Origin of the sequence: Proteus genomosp. 6 (assembly GCF_040139785.1) — a bacterium.
Classification (GTDB): Bacteria; Pseudomonadota; Gammaproteobacteria; order Enterobacterales; family Enterobacteriaceae; genus Proteus.
In genome coordinates, this window is record NZ_JBEEVJ010000007.1 from 213,471 (window position 1) to 229,341 (window position 15,871).

General features: G+C 39.7%; 14 protein-coding genes and 1 tRNA gene. 7 read left to right on the forward strand and 8 right to left on the reverse strand.

Annotation, left to right across the window (positions count from 1 at the left end; genetic code table 11):
- Positions 1-19: 19 nt before the first annotated feature.
- Together yajD and ABN212_RS11225 are read left to right on the forward strand one after the other, a co-directional pair.
- Positions 20-367 (forward strand): HNH nuclease YajD, encoded by a 348-nt coding sequence (yajD, locus tag ABN212_RS11220; RefSeq protein WP_006534437.1) that lies wholly within the window; start codon positions 20-22, stop codon positions 365-367.
- 97 nt (positions 368-464) lie between these two features.
- On the forward strand, positions 465-827 hold the full coding sequence (locus ABN212_RS11225; RefSeq protein ID WP_198620146.1) for a YibL family ribosome-associated protein: 363 nt from the start codon (positions 465-467) through the stop codon (positions 825-827).
- Positions 828-1,010: 183 nt separating this feature from the next.
- Here the strand turns inward: ABN212_RS11225 and ABN212_RS11230 are convergent, their stop codons facing one another.
- Entirely contained in the window at positions 1,011-2,045 is a 1,035-nt protein-coding gene (locus tag ABN212_RS11230; RefSeq protein WP_349443231.1) for a virulence RhuM family protein, read from the reverse strand.
- A gap of 171 nt (positions 2,046-2,216) precedes the next feature.
- A tRNA-Sec gene (locus ABN212_RS11235) sits at positions 2,217-2,311 on the reverse strand.
- Between the two features lie 241 nt (positions 2,312-2,552).
- On the opposite strand from ABN212_RS11235, the gene prlC reads away from it, so the two are divergent.
- Entirely contained in the window at positions 2,553-4,595 is a 2,043-nt protein-coding gene (prlC, locus tag ABN212_RS11240) for an oligopeptidase A (RefSeq protein ID WP_198620152.1), read from the forward strand.
- Positions 4,596-4,598: 3 nt separating this feature from the next.
- Positions 4,599-5,345, forward strand: a complete 747-nt coding sequence (gene rsmJ, locus ABN212_RS11245) for a 16S rRNA (guanine(1516)-N(2))-methyltransferase RsmJ (RefSeq protein ID WP_198626259.1) — start codon at positions 4,599-4,601, stop codon at positions 5,343-5,345.
- A gap of 76 nt (positions 5,346-5,421) precedes the next feature.
- Here the strand turns inward: rsmJ and gdhA are convergent, their stop codons facing one another.
- Together gdhA and uspA are read right to left on the reverse strand one after the other, a co-directional pair.
- Complete coding sequence (gene gdhA / locus ABN212_RS11250) at positions 5,422-6,762, reverse strand: NADP-specific glutamate dehydrogenase (RefSeq protein WP_196533884.1); 1,341 nt, start codon at positions 6,760-6,762, stop codon at positions 5,422-5,424.
- A 256-nt stretch (positions 6,763-7,018) separates the two neighbouring features.
- Positions 7,019-7,450 carry a universal stress protein UspA gene (gene uspA / locus ABN212_RS11255; protein WP_023583131.1) on the reverse strand — a complete coding sequence of 144 codons (432 nt, stop codon included), beginning with the start codon at positions 7,448-7,450 and terminating at the stop codon, positions 7,019-7,021.
- 406 nt (positions 7,451-7,856) lie between these two features.
- On the opposite strand from uspA, the gene uspB reads away from it, so the two are divergent.
- Positions 7,857-8,189: a universal stress protein UspB gene (uspB, locus tag ABN212_RS11260; RefSeq protein ID WP_160230819.1), complete on the forward strand. Its 333-nt coding sequence runs from the start codon at positions 7,857-7,859 to the stop codon at positions 8,187-8,189.
- Between the two features lie 66 nt (positions 8,190-8,255).
- On the opposite strand, the gene pitA is transcribed toward uspB, so the two are convergent.
- A complete protein-coding gene (gene pitA, locus ABN212_RS11265) occupies positions 8,256-9,755 on the reverse strand; it encodes an inorganic phosphate transporter PitA (RefSeq protein WP_198620170.1) in 1,500 nt (499 codons plus the stop codon).
- Positions 9,756-10,064: 309 nt separating this feature from the next.
- Here pitA and ABN212_RS11270 point away from each other — a divergent pair, with 309 nt between their 5' ends.
- Positions 10,065-11,273 (forward strand): NAD(P)/FAD-dependent oxidoreductase, encoded by a 1,209-nt coding sequence (locus ABN212_RS11270; RefSeq protein WP_349443232.1) that lies wholly within the window; start codon positions 10,065-10,067, stop codon positions 11,271-11,273.
- Positions 11,274-11,815: 542 nt separating this feature from the next.
- The gene (locus ABN212_RS11275) at positions 11,816-12,517 is read left to right on the forward strand and encodes a pirin family protein (RefSeq protein WP_349443233.1); all 702 of its coding nucleotides are present in this window, start codon (positions 11,816-11,818) and stop codon (positions 12,515-12,517) included.
- A 172-nt stretch (positions 12,518-12,689) separates the two neighbouring features.
- Here ABN212_RS11275 and pckA read toward each other — a convergent pair whose 3' ends face one another.
- From pckA to hslR, 3 genes are all read right to left on the reverse strand, one after another.
- Positions 12,690-14,309, reverse strand: coding sequence for a phosphoenolpyruvate carboxykinase (ATP) (gene pckA / locus ABN212_RS11280; RefSeq protein WP_198620156.1), 1,620 nt, complete (start codon positions 14,307-14,309; stop codon positions 12,690-12,692).
- A 204-nt stretch (positions 14,310-14,513) separates the two neighbouring features.
- On the reverse strand, positions 14,514-15,398 hold the full coding sequence (gene hslO, locus ABN212_RS11285; RefSeq protein ID WP_198620157.1) for an Hsp33 family molecular chaperone HslO: 885 nt from the start codon (positions 15,396-15,398) through the stop codon (positions 14,514-14,516).
- A gap of 26 nt (positions 15,399-15,424) precedes the next feature.
- A complete protein-coding gene (gene hslR, locus ABN212_RS11290; protein WP_100158535.1) occupies positions 15,425-15,838 on the reverse strand; it encodes a ribosome-associated heat shock protein Hsp15 in 414 nt (137 codons plus the stop codon).
- Positions 15,839-15,871 lie beyond the last annotated feature (33 nt).

Genomic DNA, 15,871 nt, shown 5'->3' on the forward strand with positions numbered 1-15,871 from the left:
CTTATAACAGGTAATAACAATGGCACTGATCCCTAAAAACTATGCACGGTTGGAAAGTGGCTACCGTGAAAAAGCGCTGAAAATCTATCCGTGGGTATGTGGGCGTTGCGCTCGTGAGTTCGTTTATTCCAATCTACGTGAATTAACCGTTCATCATATTGATCACGACCATACCAATAACCCAGAAGATGGCAGTAACTGGGAGTTATTGTGTCTGTTTTGCCATGATCATGAACACTCGAAATATACAGAAGCAGACCAATACGGTACAACCGTTGTCGCGGGTGAAGATGCACAAGACGATGTAGGCGCAGCCACTTATAATCCGTTTGCTGATTTAAAATCGATGCTGAACAAGAAAAAATAATGAATGTGATGTCTGCTTTAATTCGTCCCCCTTTTCATGCTCCTATGCAGAATGGTGTATACTTGCCAACAAGAAATTTGTTCACGGTTAATTAATAATGAAAGAAATCGAAAAAGCAAAAATCAAACTCCTTAGCGACCGTTTAGATCTTATTCGTCACAAAATGGCAAATATCTCGCTGACAGACGAAGCAGAAAAATACGCAGAGTTTGAGAAAGAAAAAGTAGAACTGGAAACTGAAATCGTTCGTTTGAAAGAAGTACGTAGCAATAAACTAAGTAAAGAAGCGCAGAAATTAGAAGATATGCCATTCAAACGCCCCATTACTAAGAAAGAACAAGCTGATATTGGCAAGCTGAAGAAAGCCGTACGAGGCTTGATCATTGTCCATCCAATGACAGCATTAGGCAGAGAAATGGGGCTAGATAGTATGACTGGTTTTTCTAAGACTGATTTCTAGTTAGAAAATTACTCCGACTAAAACCTGCAAAGATCGACTAATACTGGCTGGTTCTTAATATACTTTTCGTTGTTATGAACCGTCAGTAAATAATTCGCCTTCAATATTCGCTACCTCATCTTCTGCCATAAAACTGATCCTGACAATTTAGTTAATATAAAAATTAATAGAATGACTGCTTTTTTATTTACCTCTTTTTAGCAAATCTTTCAGTGCCGCAATATTCGCTCTTGCCCCTTCGATTTCTTTTAATCGACGACGTTTTTGGGCAAAAATATCAAATACTTCTTTAGCTTTTTCATCAGCGGCTTTTTTACTTATTTCACCTGCGCCTTGTAATACTTCACGGTCGTTGAAACTTAAAAACTGATCCAGCTTGGTATCCCAATCCTGTAAGAAAACTTGCTTACGGCGCAGTGCTTGGTCTTCAGCAAAATCGAGCCACATATTGACAATACGGTTTAATTCTTTAAGTTCATTTTCACGCAGATAGTTCTTCGCAATCGTTACATCCGTTTTACGTACTTCATCAAATTTATAGCTGGTTAATCCCATATCTGGCTGACTCGCATCTGCACGGCTGGCAATAAGCTCTGCGGCAGTCATTCCCGTACAGGCAAAATGCAATTTGTTTTGGATGGTTTGGAAGAATCGATTGGTTTCTTTATTTGAAGGTTCGTAGTCTGCTGCCATGGTGAATATCTCTTTCACCCGTAGATAAACTCGTCGCTCACTGGCACGAATATCACGGATACGTTCGAGTATCTCATCAAAGTAATCTGGCACAACAGACTGACCGATAGGCGGGTTCTTTAGCCGTTCATCATCCATCACAAACCCTTTGATCAGATACTGCTCCAGCGTTTGCGTTGCCCATTGGCGGAACTGAGTACCGCGAACTGAACGGACGCGGTAACCAATAGCAAGGATCATTGAAAGGTTGTAATGCAGCGTATTGCGATTAACCTGCCGATTGCCTTCTTGTCGAACTTGTAAGAAAGACTTACAAGTTGAATTTTGTACAAGCTCGCCTTCTTCGTAGACAGCTTTAATATGTTGAGTTATTGCCTGAGGTGTTACCTGATAAAGATTGGCAATTTCAGCCTGAGATAACCACAGCGTATCCGACTCAAAGCGGCATTCGACGTGAGTCTGACCATCTTCACTGCGGAACAAAACAAATTCGCCCTGTGGCGCTTCAGGAAGATTTTTGCTCATCAAATTATCCCCACTCTCTATACGTTATGAATAAACTGTGAACAACAATATACCATGTTTAATAAAAAAATAAGGGCATCAGCCAATAGATAACAAACGTACTATTTTGCTGAAAAACAATATGATAAGAGAATAAAAAGAGGTTTTATTGGAAGATCAGTTAATACAAAGTGGCGGAAGATCACAGGAGTCGAACCTGCCAAGGACCGCTGGCGGCCCCATCTGGATTTGAAGTCCAGCCGCCCCACCGGGGACGATGATCTTCCATTTTTGAATGGGTCAAAAGGAAATAACGGGATGATTATACGCTGAATTATTTTTAATCCCAAGTGCATCAAATCAATAAAAGCTCTTTCAAATAAAATAATCCCATTTTTGAGTAAAACCTCGGATAATTACCGCGATACTATTGAACTTATGCGGTTTCATCCTCATCTTACTCTCTATAACGAATAAACTCAGTGGTGTGTTTTACGCCACTGCAAACCTAAATACAGGATGTTTTTTATGTCAAATCCATTACTTAGCACAACGGGATTACCTGCATTTTCCCTTATCAAACCAGAACACGTTATTCCCGCCCTTAAAGAAGTCTTAGCAACTTACCGTGAAACAGTTGAAAAATTATTGGCTGATAATACTCAATTTAACTGGGATAACCTTTGCCAACCGTTAGCAGAAGCTGGCGATAAACTGTCTCGAGTTTGGTCTCCTGTTAGCCATTTAAACTCAGTTAAAAATAGTGCAGAACTGCGTGAAGCCTATGAACAAAGCTTACCGCTATTGTCTGAATTTAGTACTTGGATGGGGCAACACGAAGGTTTATATCAAGCTTATAAATCCATTAAAGAAAGTGCAGATTTCAACACATTAACTCAACCTCAGAAAAAAGCGGTTGAAAATGCACTGCGTGATTTTGAATTATCAGGTATCGGTTTACCAAAAGAGAAACAACAGCGTTTTGGTGAAATTAGTGCGCGTATGTCAGAATTAGGTGCGAAATACGGCAATAACGTATTAGATGCCACAATGGGTTGGTCTAAATTAATTACCAATGTAGACGATCTATCTGGTATGCCACAAAGTGCAATTGATGCAGCCAAAGCGATTGCACAAGCTAAAGAGCAAGAAGGCTATCTGTTAACACTTGATATGCCAAGCTATCTACCAGTTATGACTTACGCAGATAACCGTGAACTGCGAAAAGAGATGAGCATTGCTTATAGTACTCGCGCCTCTGATCAAGGTCCAAATGCTGGTCAGTGGGATAACAGTGAAATTATGGCGGAAATCTTAGCGTTACGTCATGAACTCGCTCAACTGCTAGGCTTTAAAAATTATGCTGAAAAATCCCTTGCTACTAAAATGGCAGAGTCTCCTGAGCAAGTAATTAGCTTCTTAACTGATTTAGCCCAACGCGCTCATCCACAAGGTGAAGAAGAATTAGCAGAACTCACTCAATTTGCAAAAGAACACTATGGTGTTGATAAACTCGAATCGTGGGATCTGGCTTATTACAGCGAAAAGCAAAAACAACACCTATTCTCAATCGATGATGAACAGTTACGCCCTTATTTCCCTGAACAACGTGCTTTAAGTGGTTTATTTGAAGTCGTTCATCGTATCTATGGTTTAACAGCCAAAGAACGTAACGACATCGAAACTTGGCATGACGACGTCCGTTTCTTTGAGCTTTATGATGAAAGCAACACTTTACGTGGTAGCTTCTATCTTGATTTATATGCACGCGAGCACAAACGTGGTGGCGCTTGGATGGATGATTGCGTAGGAAGAATGCGTCATGCTGACGGTTCACTACAAAACCCCGTTGCTTACCTCACTTGTAACTTCAATAAGCCAGTAGGCGATAAACCAGCACTGTTTACTCATAATGAAGTAACCACTCTATTCCATGAGTTTGGTCACGGCTTACATCACATGTTAACTCAGATTGATACGGCAGATGTTGCAGGCATTAATGGCGTGCCTTGGGATGCTGTTGAATTACCAAGCCAATTTATGGAAAATTGGTGTTGGGAGCCAGAAGCGTTGGCCTTTATTTCGGGTCATTATGAAACTGGTGAACCATTACCACAGGCAATGCTTGATAATATGCTTAAAGCAAAAAATTATCAGTCAGCGATGTTTGTGTTACGTCAACTGGAATTTGGTCTGTTTGATTTCCGTTTACACGCTGAATATGATCCATCGAAAGGAGCGCGTATTATGGAAATCTTAAACAGTGTGAAAGAGAAAGTTTCCGTGGTTCCTTCTACACCTTGGGCGCGTTTTCCTCACGCCTTTAGCCATATTTTTGCAGGTGGATATGCAGCAGGTTATTACAGCTATTTATGGGCTGATGTACTGGCAGCAGATGCATTCTCTCGCTTCTCTGAAGAAGGCATTTTTAACCGCGAAACGGGTCAATCATTCCTTGATAATATTTTAACTCGTGGTGGTTCAGAAGAGCCAATGGAGCTGTTCAAACGCTTCCGTGGTCGTGAGCCGAAACTTGATGCTATGCTCAAAGGCTACGGCATTAAAGGATGATATGTGAATATCTGTTTACTTTGTGAAGAAGGCGCTGATAACAGCGCCTTATCTGATTTAGCGCAACGTTGGGGCTTAGTTCACGATGAAACGCAAATTATGGCATTAGTGTTAACACCTACTCACCTTGAATTACGCAAACAAGATGAACCTAAATTGGGTGGTATTTATGTCGATTTTGTGGAAGGCACCATGGCGCACCGTCGTAAATTTGGCGGTGGTCGAGGTGAAGCTGTGGCAAAAGCAGTCGGCATTAAAAAAGACTACCTACCTGATGTAGTTGATGCAACAGCGGGACTTGGTCGTGATGCGTTTGTATTGGCCTCTATTGGTTGTAAGGTGAGAATGGTTGAACGCCACCCTGTTGTCGCGGCGTTGCTTGAAGACGGCTTAAAACGAGCTTATCTTGATCCTGATATTGGTGAATGGATGCAAGAACGTATGACACTGATCCACGCCTCTTCAGCTCAAGCACTGACAGAAATCACACCAGCACCCGATGTAGTTTATCTTGATCCTATGTATCCACATAAAGCAAAAAGCGCATTAGTGAAAAAAGAGATGCGAGTATTTCAGTCTTTAGTAGGTGCCGATGAAGATGCAGATGCACTATTAGAACCAGCAATGACGTTAGCTAAAAAAAGGGTTGTGGTAAAACGCCCTGATTATGCAGAACCATTGAATAATCAGCCCGCACACGCCAATGTAACTACAAAAAATCACCGTTTTGATATTTATCCTTGTGTGTAATCACTTACACATTAGGAAAAAATAAATAAATTTTAAATCTGACGGGTGTTAAACACCCGTTCAGAATAGATAAAATTTACAGAACGCCTTGTGCCAGCATTGCATCAGCGACTTTAACAAAGCCTGCGATGTTCGCGCCTTGGATATAATTAGTTTGCTTACCTTCACCACCGTAATTCACGCAAGCATGGTGAATATCTAACATAATGTGATGTAAGCGAGCATCCACTTTCTCTGCTTTCCAGCTTAAACGTGCCGCATTCTGTGCCATCTCTAAACCAGAGGTTGCAACACCACCAGCATTAGCAGCTTTACCTGGCGCAAACAGGACTCCCGCTTCAGTAAAGGCATCCGTTGCAGCAATCGTTGTTGGCATATTCGCGCCTTCAGCAACGGCTTTCACACCATTTTTGATAAGTATTTTAGCCGCTTCCAAATCTAACTCATTTTGTGTTGCACAAGGCAAAGCAATATCAACAGGAACAGCCCAAGGTTGTTGCCCTTCAAGATACGTTAAGCCAAATTCTTTTGCGTACTCTTCAACACGACCATAATTATTTTTAATTTCAGTGAGTCGAGCGAGTTTTTCAGTAGTAAATCCAGCTTCATCAACCACAGTACCACCTGAATCCGATGCTGTTATTACTTTAGCGCCTAACTCTAAACATTTTTCGATAGTGAACTGTGCAACGTTACCCGCGCCAGAAACCGCTACACGCATTCCCTCAAGAGACATACCATGACGTTTAAGCATCGCATTAGTAAAGTAAACTAAACCATACCCAGTAGCTTCTGGGCGGATTAAACTGCCACCAAATGAAAGACCTTTACCTGTAAATACACATTCATTGCTATTAGACAGCTTTTTCATCATGCCTGCCATAAAGCCGACTTCTCGTGCACCCACACCAATGTCACCAGCAGGAACATCCGTATTAGCGCCTAAATGGCGATAGAGTTCCGTCATCAGTGCCTGACAAAAACGCATGACTTCCCCATGACTTTTACCTTTAGGATTAAAATCGGAACCGCCTTTGGCTCCTCCCATCGGCAATGTAGTTAATGCATTTTTAAATGTTTGCTCAAAACCTAAGAATTTTAGGATAGAAAGATTTACTGATGGATGAAAACGCATACCACCTTTGTAAGGTCCAATGGCTGAGTTAAATTGGATACGCCATGCACGGTTAACTTGCACTTGCCCTTTATCATCTAACCAACAGACGCGAAACTGGATAATACGTTCAGGCTCAACTAAGCGCTCAAGTAATGATTGTTCACGATATTGTGGGTTTTTCTCTAAAAAAGGCCACAAAGTGGTAAAAACTTCACGAACCGCCTGATGATACTCAGGTTGATGAGCGTTATATTTTTCTACCCCTTCTAAAAACGAAGATAATGAGCCAGATATATTCATTCAGCTATTCCTTTTTTGTGTAATGTGATGTTGGCATAACCTCATTTATTCGGAATATTTTTGGGTTTTGTGAGGTTGATGTTGTTTTGCTTCTTGAATATATCATTAAAATACATTCACACTTCAAGACATTTTTTTCATAATTAGACAAAAAAAAAAGGTTGACTCGGTTTAAAAGCAGGAAAAATAGGAATTTTAGGCAAAAAAAATACCTGCATAAGCAGGCATTTTTTTTGCTTAAACAAGCAATCGATTATTATTCATCATCTTTCAGAGGAACAATTAGCATATCAACATGCACAGTATTAATTAGTTGGCGTGCTGATGACATCAATTTGCTCCAGAAGTCTTGGTGATGACCACAAACGACTAAATCCATATCGTATTTCTTAATCGCATCAACCAGAACTTGGCCTAAATCACCACTACCACTCAGGGTTTCCTGAATTTCATAACCTGATTTATCAGAGAGGTCTTTTAACGCGTTACGGGTTTCATCAGTAATACGTTGCTGCATATCACCGAGGTTGACATCAATTAGACCGGTATAAAGATCAGAGTAGTTAACATCAACGTGAATTAAGGAAACTTTGGCATTATAGGGTTTTGCCATAGATACAGCTTTCTGTACTAAGACGTTACTCTCAGGGGATAAATCAACTGCCACTAGAATATGCTTATAAGCCATCGTGAACTCCTTCCATAAGCTGATTAATCGGTTGGAAAGGCTGTTAAGCCTAAATCCTATGTATTAAATATAACGTTTTAAGATGAAAATTAGATGTCGCCTTGATCACAACTTATGTCAAATTCATCAAGAAAGCATCTATCGATAAATAACAATATACACCATTTTACATTAGCACGATGTCATTCACCGACAATATCATCATAATAATGAGAATTGAGTATAAAAAACAACAAAAACACCCTTTTAGAGTTATTTTTTATCTTTTTTTCTGAAAAAGGAAACAACTTGAAAAAGTCACTTTTGTTTATTGCTTAATTTCACCTAAACTTAAATTAGAGAAAAAAGTAACCTTTATTGGTAAAGGTTTTCTCATCTCAGAATCTATTATTCTAGGGAGGGGATTATGTTTAATGTCATTGTTGTCTTTTGGGCGCTATGTATTCTTTGCCTGATTAATATGATGCGTTATTTTTCATCTATTCGGGTATTGCTCACGATATTGCGCCAATCTGATCCTTTGCTCTACCAATCTGTGGATGGCAATGGATTTTTTACTATGCACGGACAATTTTCAAAACAACTAAGACTAATTCGCTATATCAACCAACGCCAATACGTCAGTCATCATAATCCTGAAGTCATTATGCGTTGTGAGCGGATTTATCGGCAATTTTATCTTGTTAGCCGTTTTTGTATTTTGGCTGTCGCAAGTTTAATTGCCATGCTTTTTTGGTAAGTGACAAAAATAAAAAACGGTGACTAAAAGTCACCGTTTATAAACAAACTTAGGTAATTATTGTTATCAGCTATTCACAATAAATGTAAGTGATATCCAATAAAGTAAACCTGATAAACCAATGCTAACTGGTAATGTTAAGATCCAAGCCAGTGCAATATTTTTCACCGTCTTCGATTGAACACCACCACCATCAACAATCATCGTACCTGCAACTGCAGATGACAGAACTTGTGTTGTTGATACAGGCATACCCGTATAACTTGCTACACCAATGGATACCGCTGCTGTTACTTGCGCAGAAACCCCTTGAGCATAAGTCATACCTTTCTTACCAATCTTCTCACCAATCGTTACTGCAACGCGTTTCCAACCTACCATTGTCCCGATAGAGAGCGCTAATGCCACTGCGATAATGATCCAAATCGGAGCATATTCTACAGTGTTTAGCAGGTCACGACTCAATGTTTTTAAGAACCGTGCATCTTGGGCGCTAGTTTCTGGTAATTTAGCCACTTCTGTTGCGGTATCAGCGATACACATAAGTAATCGACGCATTTGAGCACGTTGGTCTGCAGTTAGCTCATCATAAGAGCTAATATTTGCAAGCATCTGTTCTGTTTGATTCAGAACAATTGGCGTTCTTGCGCTATTACAATGGAAATCTGTATCACTAGCATCAGCTTGTACTGGTACTACTGGTGTATTATCAATAGCATGCTGTAGTGCTGGCTGATGTTTCTCATAATATTGTTGTAAGTGCACAACTGCATCATGAGTTTTGGTGATATCGTATCCGCTCGCACTCATATTGACGACAAAGCCCGCAGGCGCCACGCCAATTAATACCAACATGATAAGACCGATACCTTTCTGCCCATCATTTGCACCATGAGAGAAACTCACCCCAACTGCAGATAAAATCAGTGCAGTACGAGTCCAAAATGGCGGCTTACGCTTACCATCTTGCTTCTCACGTTCAGCAGGTGTCAGGTGAATACGACGACGTTTTTTCGTACCACTCCAGTAACGGCGCAGTAAGAAAATCATCGCGCCTGCAATAACCAAGCCGATAATTGGTGAAAGAATGAGTGATAGAAAGATACTGATCATTTTTGGTATGTTTAATGCGTCAACGATAGACGAATCTGTCACGATAGCATTTGTTAAACCAATACCAATGATAGCACCTATCAGCGTATGTGAACTTGATGCTGGAATACCGAAATACCATGTACCTAAGTTCCAGATAATGGCGGCTAACAGCAACGAGAAGACCATGGCAAGGCCATGAGCTGAGCTCACATTCAGCAGAAGATCTGTCGGTAACAAGTGAACGATAGCATAAGCTACGCTCAATCCACCGAGCAAAACTCCAAGGAAGTTAAATACACCCGCCATCACGACCGCAAATTGCGCACGCATAGCACGAGTATAGATAACAGTTGCTACCGCATTTGCGGTATCATGGAAGCCGTTAATAGCTTCATAAAATAGCACAAATAACAGTGCTAAAACCAACATCAAACCTGTGTGAAATTCTAGGTCAGTAAACAAATGTAGCATAGACGTTAAGCCAGTTAGTTGGACATGAACGCGGCGCATTATCAGCGACAAATGCGAACGGTGGAAGCGAAATTTAACCTTTTTTTGATTTGATAACCAAGAAAATTAGAACCTTTTTAAGATAATTCCTTATATATCATTTAATTAATAAAAATAAAAAAAAAGTAAATTTCTGACAATTTTTTTCCTTGCTAATAAGAATTTAGGTGAAAAATGCAGATTTCTCCATATAATTTTACAAAAATACTCTGATCTTACGCGAAAATCATTGATTAAGTTGTCAGAGAAAACCAAGAACGAGACATCATTGTGGGATCATACGATACAGTAATTATAGGTGCAGGTGCCGCGGGGCTTTTTTGTGCGTCTTTAGTAGGACAAGCAGGATTATCTGTTTTAGTCCTCGATAATGGCAAAAAAGCGGGCCGTAAAATTCTAATGTCAGGTGGTGGGCGTTGTAATTTCACCAATATGTATATCGAACCTTCAGCGTACTTATCAGAGAATCCTCATTTCTGTAAGTCAGCACTTGCTCGCTATACACAATGGGATTTTATTGAATTAGTGCAAAAACATAACATTGCCTACCATGAAAAAACGCTAGGACAGCTATTTTGTGATGATTCAGCACAGCAAATTGTTGATTTATTACTCACTGAATGTCAAAAAGGGAAAGTAAGTGTTCGCTTACGTAGTGAAGTCACGCAAATCGAGAAAACGGATGTGGGCTTTACTATTTTTGTTGATGGAAAAACGATCACAACACCTTCGGTGGTCATTGCCAGCGGTGGTCTTTCTATGCCTGGTTTAGGAGCTACTCCTTTTGGCTATAAAGTTGCAGAACAATTTGGGCTTTCTGTTTTACCCACTCGCGCAGGTTTAGTGCCTTTTACTCTGCATAAACCCCAACTTGAGCAATTAAGCCAACTATCTGGTGTAGCTGTACCTGCCATTGTGACGGCAAAAAATGGGACAAGCTTTAAAGAAAATATTCTTTTTACACACCGTGGTCTTTCAGGTCCCGCGATTTTACAAATTTCTAGTTATTGGCAAGCTGGAGAGTATGTAAGTATTAACTTACTTCCAAGCATTGATCTTGAAAGCCTTCTCCAAGAAAAACGTCAAGAGCATCCGAATCAATTATTAAAAAATACACTTTCTCGCTTATTACCAAAGCGTTTTATTGAAATAATGATAGAAAATAAACAGTTACCTGATGTTTCCCTGACCCAACTTAGTAATGAACGTATTACGCAAATTGCAACGTTATTACAAGAATGGCAAGTTCAGCCTAATGGTACTGAGGGATATCGCACCGCAGAAGTCACACTAGGTGGCGTAGATACCCGTGCCCTTTCCTCTAAAACAATGGAAGCCACAAAAGTAAAAGGACTCTATTTTATTGGGGAAGTGGTTGATGTCACAGGTTGGTTAGGTGGATATAACTTCCAATGGGCGTGGAGTTCGGCTTATGCCTGTGCGCAGAGCCTTATTTCAGCACCAAAATCAACAAACTGATAAATTACACATAATAAAAGCCAGCCATCATCAATCAGTGATGGCTTTTTCTTCTTGTATTTCTCGGTAGAGATTAAAAATACCTTATATCCCTTCCTTTCCTCTGGTTCTATGCCACATTTTCTCTTCTTTTTCCTATAAATGACCCCATAAAGAATATTGTTAACTATTTGGTTATATTACTGTTTTAAAAAATTATTAAAATAAAACAACTCTTTAATCAGTGAGTTAAAACTTTTTTAGCGCTTTTTTCTAATTTGCTTAAAAAAAGGGCTTTACAAATGATACTGAGAACTATTATCATCAATAACACTTTCAGATGCACCACCTTCAGGGTCATATGAAAGAACGACATTGCTCACATTGCTTCCAGTGTTTTATTTTAGCCAGCCGGGTGCTGGCTTTTTCTTTTCTAGAACTTATTCGATGTTTTTGTTTTCTCTTATTCAAATTATTTGGATCTTCAGGTTAAATTCCTCCGCTTTTTTACTTTGCGCTATTGAGTAAACTGTGTTCAACAACTTCAGAGAAGGAAACACATTATGATTTATCTACGCAAAGCAAATGAAAGAGGACACGCTAATCATGGTTGGCTAGATAGCTGGCATACCTTCTCTTTCGCAAATTACTACGATCGTGATTTTATGGGATTTTCTGCACTACGAGTGATTAATGAAGATCGCGTAATACCCGGTGAAGGTTTTGGTACTCACCCACATAAAGACATGGAAATTTTAACCTATGTGCTTGAAGGTAATATCGAGCATAAAGACAGCATGGGTAATAAAGAAAATGTTCCCGCAGGTGAGTTTCAAATAATGAGTGCAGGTACAGGTATTACTCACTCAGAATATAATCCAAATAGTGATAAAGGACTGCATTTTTACCAAATTTGGATTATGCCAAACACCGTCGGTATCACACCACGTTACGATCAACGTCGTTTTGATACAACAGTGAGCAAACAGCTTATCTTATCACCAGATGCCCGTGATAGCTCTTTAAAAGTCTTTCAAGATATGACGTTATGGCGCTGGAACCTGAAAAAAGGTGAAGAAGCACAATATCAAGCTGAAACAGGACGCAATGTTTGGCTACAAGTTGTGAAAGGCAAAATAACGATTAATGACATAATTGCGACCACCAGTGATGGTGTGGCTATCGCAAATGAAGATATGATCCGTTTCGTTGGTGATGAGGACAGTGAAATTTTACTGTTTGATTTACCTCCAGTAACAGCATAGTTGGGTTATCACCCTCTAAAGTCACTTTTTCTCTAATAAACAATTTCACTTTATTTTCTTTCTATTCCCTGAAATCTTCTCGCATTTCAGGGATTTTTTTTATCTCAAAGATCTCAAATAAAAAACACCAAACATCCTATGAGTTTGGTGTTTTTATTCATGCTAATAAAAATTAACGTTTTGGCCCAACTTTAGTCAACGCTTGACCCGCTGGGGTGTCCGTATATTTATCAAAGTTTTTCACAAAGCGATCGGCAAGATCGTCTGCTTTGGTATCCCATTGCGTTTTATCAGCATAAGTATCACGAGGATCTAATATTTCACTGTTAACGCCTGGCAGTGCGGTTGGGATCTCTAAATCAAATACTGGCAGTGTTTTCATTGGTGCTTTATCAATATCACCATTTAAGATGGCATCAATAATAGCGCGTGTATCTTTAATAGAGATACGCTTACCTGTACCGTTCCAACCTGTATTAACCAAGTAGGCTTTAGCACCTGATGCTTGCATACGTTTTACCAATACTTCAGCGTATTGTGTTGGGTGCAGAGATAAGAATGCCGCACCAAAACAAGCCGAGAATGTTGGCGTTGGCTCAGTCACACCACGTTCAGTTCCCGCAAGTTTAGCGGTGAAACCTGATAAAAAGTGGTATTGCGTCTGTTCTGGTGTTAAACGTGAAACAGGAGGTAACACACCAAAAGCATCCGCTGTTAAGAAAATAACTTTCTTAGCGTGACCTGCTTTGGAAATGGGTTTAACGATATTATCAATATGATAAATAGGGTAAGAAACACGAGTATTTTCTGTTTTCGAACCATCGTCGAAATCAACAGAGCCATCAGATAACACAACCACGTTTTCTAACAGTGCATCACGTTTAATTGCACCATAGATATCAGGTTCGGCTTCTTTTGATAAGTGGATTGTTTTCGCATAACAACCGCCTTCAAAGTTAAACACACCGTCATCATCCCAGCCATGTTCATCATCACCAATTAGCTTACGCTTAGGATCGGTTGAAAGGGTTGTTTTACCTGTGCCTGATAGACCAAAGAAAATAGCAACATCACCACTTTCGCCAACGTTTGCAGAGCAGTGCATAGAAGCTATGCCTTTAAGAGGAAGGAAGTAGTTCATCATAGAGAACATACCTTTCTTCATCTCGCCACCGTACCAAGTACCACCAATTAACTGAATGCGTTCAGTTAAATTGAAAGCAACGAAGTTTTCTGAATTCAGACCTTGCGCCTTCCAATTTGGATTTGTACATTTCGCTCCGTTCATCACAATGAAGTCTGGTGTGAAATTCTCCAGCTCTTCTTGTTCAGGACGAATAAACATATTTTTAACAAAATGCGCTTGCCAAGCAACTTCTGTGATAAAACGAACTTTCAAACGTGTATCCGCATTCGCACCACAAAATGCATCGACAACAAACAAACGTTTGCCTGATAGCTGATTGGTTACTAATGATTTTAAGTCAGTCCACACTTCTTGTGAAAGTGGCTTATTATCGTTCTTACCTTTACCCTGATCAGCCCACCATACGGTGTCACGAGTAACATCATCACGAACAATGTATTTATCTTTCGGAGAACGTCCAGTAAATATACCTGTATCAACGGCAATAGCGCCTAACGAGGTTTGTGTACCTCGCTCGTAACCTGTTAATCCAGGCTTGGTTTCTTCATTAAATAACAGTTCATAACTTGGGTTATAAATGATTTCACTCGTGTCCTTAATACCGTACTGCTGGAGATCCTTAGGGGTAAGACCTTTAACGCTCATAGTTTCGCTCCTGATAAATAGACCTTTCTACGAATAATATTAAGGTGTTACGAGTAATTAACAGCGATTGTTATCAATATTTTGAAAATTTATAATTTTTTTATGTTAAGAACGAGAGCTAATGCACAAAACTACAGAAAAATTGTTGAATAAAAAAGGACGCAAAATGGCGTCCTTTTGATAAAACTGACTTGCTAAATCGAATCAGTGCAATTCAGAGTCGCTCAACTTATTGATATTATTAATATCATTCTCATTGAAGATATAATGAGTTCCACAATATTCACATTCCATATCAATATTTCCCTGTTCTTGCAACAGGTGAGTTACATCTTCTTTCGACAATGTTACTAATGTATTTTCACAGCGTTCACGTGAACAAGTGCAATGAAATTCAACAAGTTGAGGATCATAAAGAGTGACATCTTCCTCGTGATATAAGCGATGTAAGATCTCTTTAGTATCTAGCGTAAATAGCTCTTCAGCTTTAATTGTGTGCGTTAACTGTGTGAGCAATTCAAAATGTTCAGCAGTATGTTCTGCTGTGAACTCTTCTGATGCAGGCAATACTTGTAATAGCATACCCGCTGCGGCTGGTTTGCCCGCTTGCATACCACTACGAATAAATACGCGTGTAGGTAACTGTTCTGATTGCTTAAAGTAGTTATCAATACATGCTTCAATAGTTTCACCATCAAGAGCAACAATACCTTGATAACGTTCACCTTTTTCAGGCGTTACCGTGATGACCATAAAACCATTACCGATCATCTCTTTTAATGTACTTCCAGCCTTAACATCATCACCTACACGCGCAACACCACGCATTTGTTGATTATTGTTGCCATTAATAACCGCCAATCGTACTGGACCATCGCCTTGTATTTGAACTGTAATATCTCCTTCAAATTTAAGCGTTGCTGTTAACAAACTCGTTGCCACCAACAAATCACCCAAAAGGCATTGAACTGGCTCAGGATAATGGTGATTTTCAAGCATTGATTGATAGGTTTCAGTCACATTGACCAATTCACCACGTACCGCGTTTTTTTCAAATAAAAAACGTGATAAAGCGTCTTTTTTAGACATAACTTTCTCTCATTTCAGGGAATCGGTTAATCCGATTCTTGTAAATTTGTCTGTTTGAAGCGAAGTAAGGTGCGTCTTTCCTTTTTATCAGGGCGACGCTCAGGATGAGGCATTGTTAACGCATTCATTTTTCTTGCTAGAGCAATTTTTTCTCTTTTAGCAATACTCTCTGGTGTTTCACAATAGAGTGTCTGCGCTTGTGTAGCACCTTGTCGCTGTGCACTTACCATGAGAATGGTTACCGTCCGTTCATCATTACCTTGTCGTAGGCGTATTTCTGCGCCTTCTTCAACGATTTTACTTGGCTTGCCTCTCACACCGTTGTAATGGACTTTACCACCTTCAATCATTGTGCGAGCAATGGCACGCGTTTTATAAAAACGAGCGGCCCAAAGCCATTTATCTAAGCGGACACCACTTTCTTGTGATGGTTGACTCATCCCTTTCTCCTTAACTTCAACTTCTTTACGAAG

Coding starts and splice junctions, on each gene's coding strand:
- yajD (WP_006534437.1), top strand. CDS start 20: ATGGCACTGATCCCTAAAAACTATGCACGGTTGGAAAGTGGCTACCGT.
- ABN212_RS11225 (WP_198620146.1), top strand. CDS start 465: ATGAAAGAAATCGAAAAAGCAAAAATCAAACTCCTTAGCGACCGTTTA.
- ABN212_RS11230 (WP_349443231.1), bottom strand. CDS start 2,045: ATGAGCAAAAATCTTCCTGAAGCGCCACAGGGCGAATTTGTTTTGTTC.
- prlC (WP_198620152.1), top strand. CDS start 2,553: ATGTCAAATCCATTACTTAGCACAACGGGATTACCTGCATTTTCCCTT.
- gdhA (WP_196533884.1), bottom strand. CDS start 6,762: ATGAATATATCTGGCTCATTATCTTCGTTTTTAGAAGGGGTAGAAAAA.
- uspA (WP_023583131.1), bottom strand. CDS start 7,450: ATGGCTTATAAGCATATTCTAGTGGCAGTTGATTTATCCCCTGAGAGT.
- uspB (WP_160230819.1), top strand. CDS start 7,857: ATGTTTAATGTCATTGTTGTCTTTTGGGCGCTATGTATTCTTTGCCTG.
- pitA (WP_198620170.1), bottom strand. CDS start 9,755: ATGCTACATTTGTTTACTGACCTAGAATTTCACACAGGTTTGATGTTG.
- ABN212_RS11275 (WP_349443233.1), top strand. CDS start 11,816: ATGATTTATCTACGCAAAGCAAATGAAAGAGGACACGCTAATCATGGT.
- pckA (WP_198620156.1), bottom strand. CDS start 14,309: ATGAGCGTTAAAGGTCTTACCCCTAAGGATCTCCAGCAGTACGGTATT.
- hslO (WP_198620157.1), bottom strand. CDS start 15,398: ATGTCTAAAAAAGACGCTTTATCACGTTTTTTATTTGAAAAAAACGCG.
- hslR (WP_100158535.1), bottom strand. CDS start 15,838: ATGAGTCAACCATCACAAGAAAGTGGTGTCCGCTTAGATAAATGGCTT.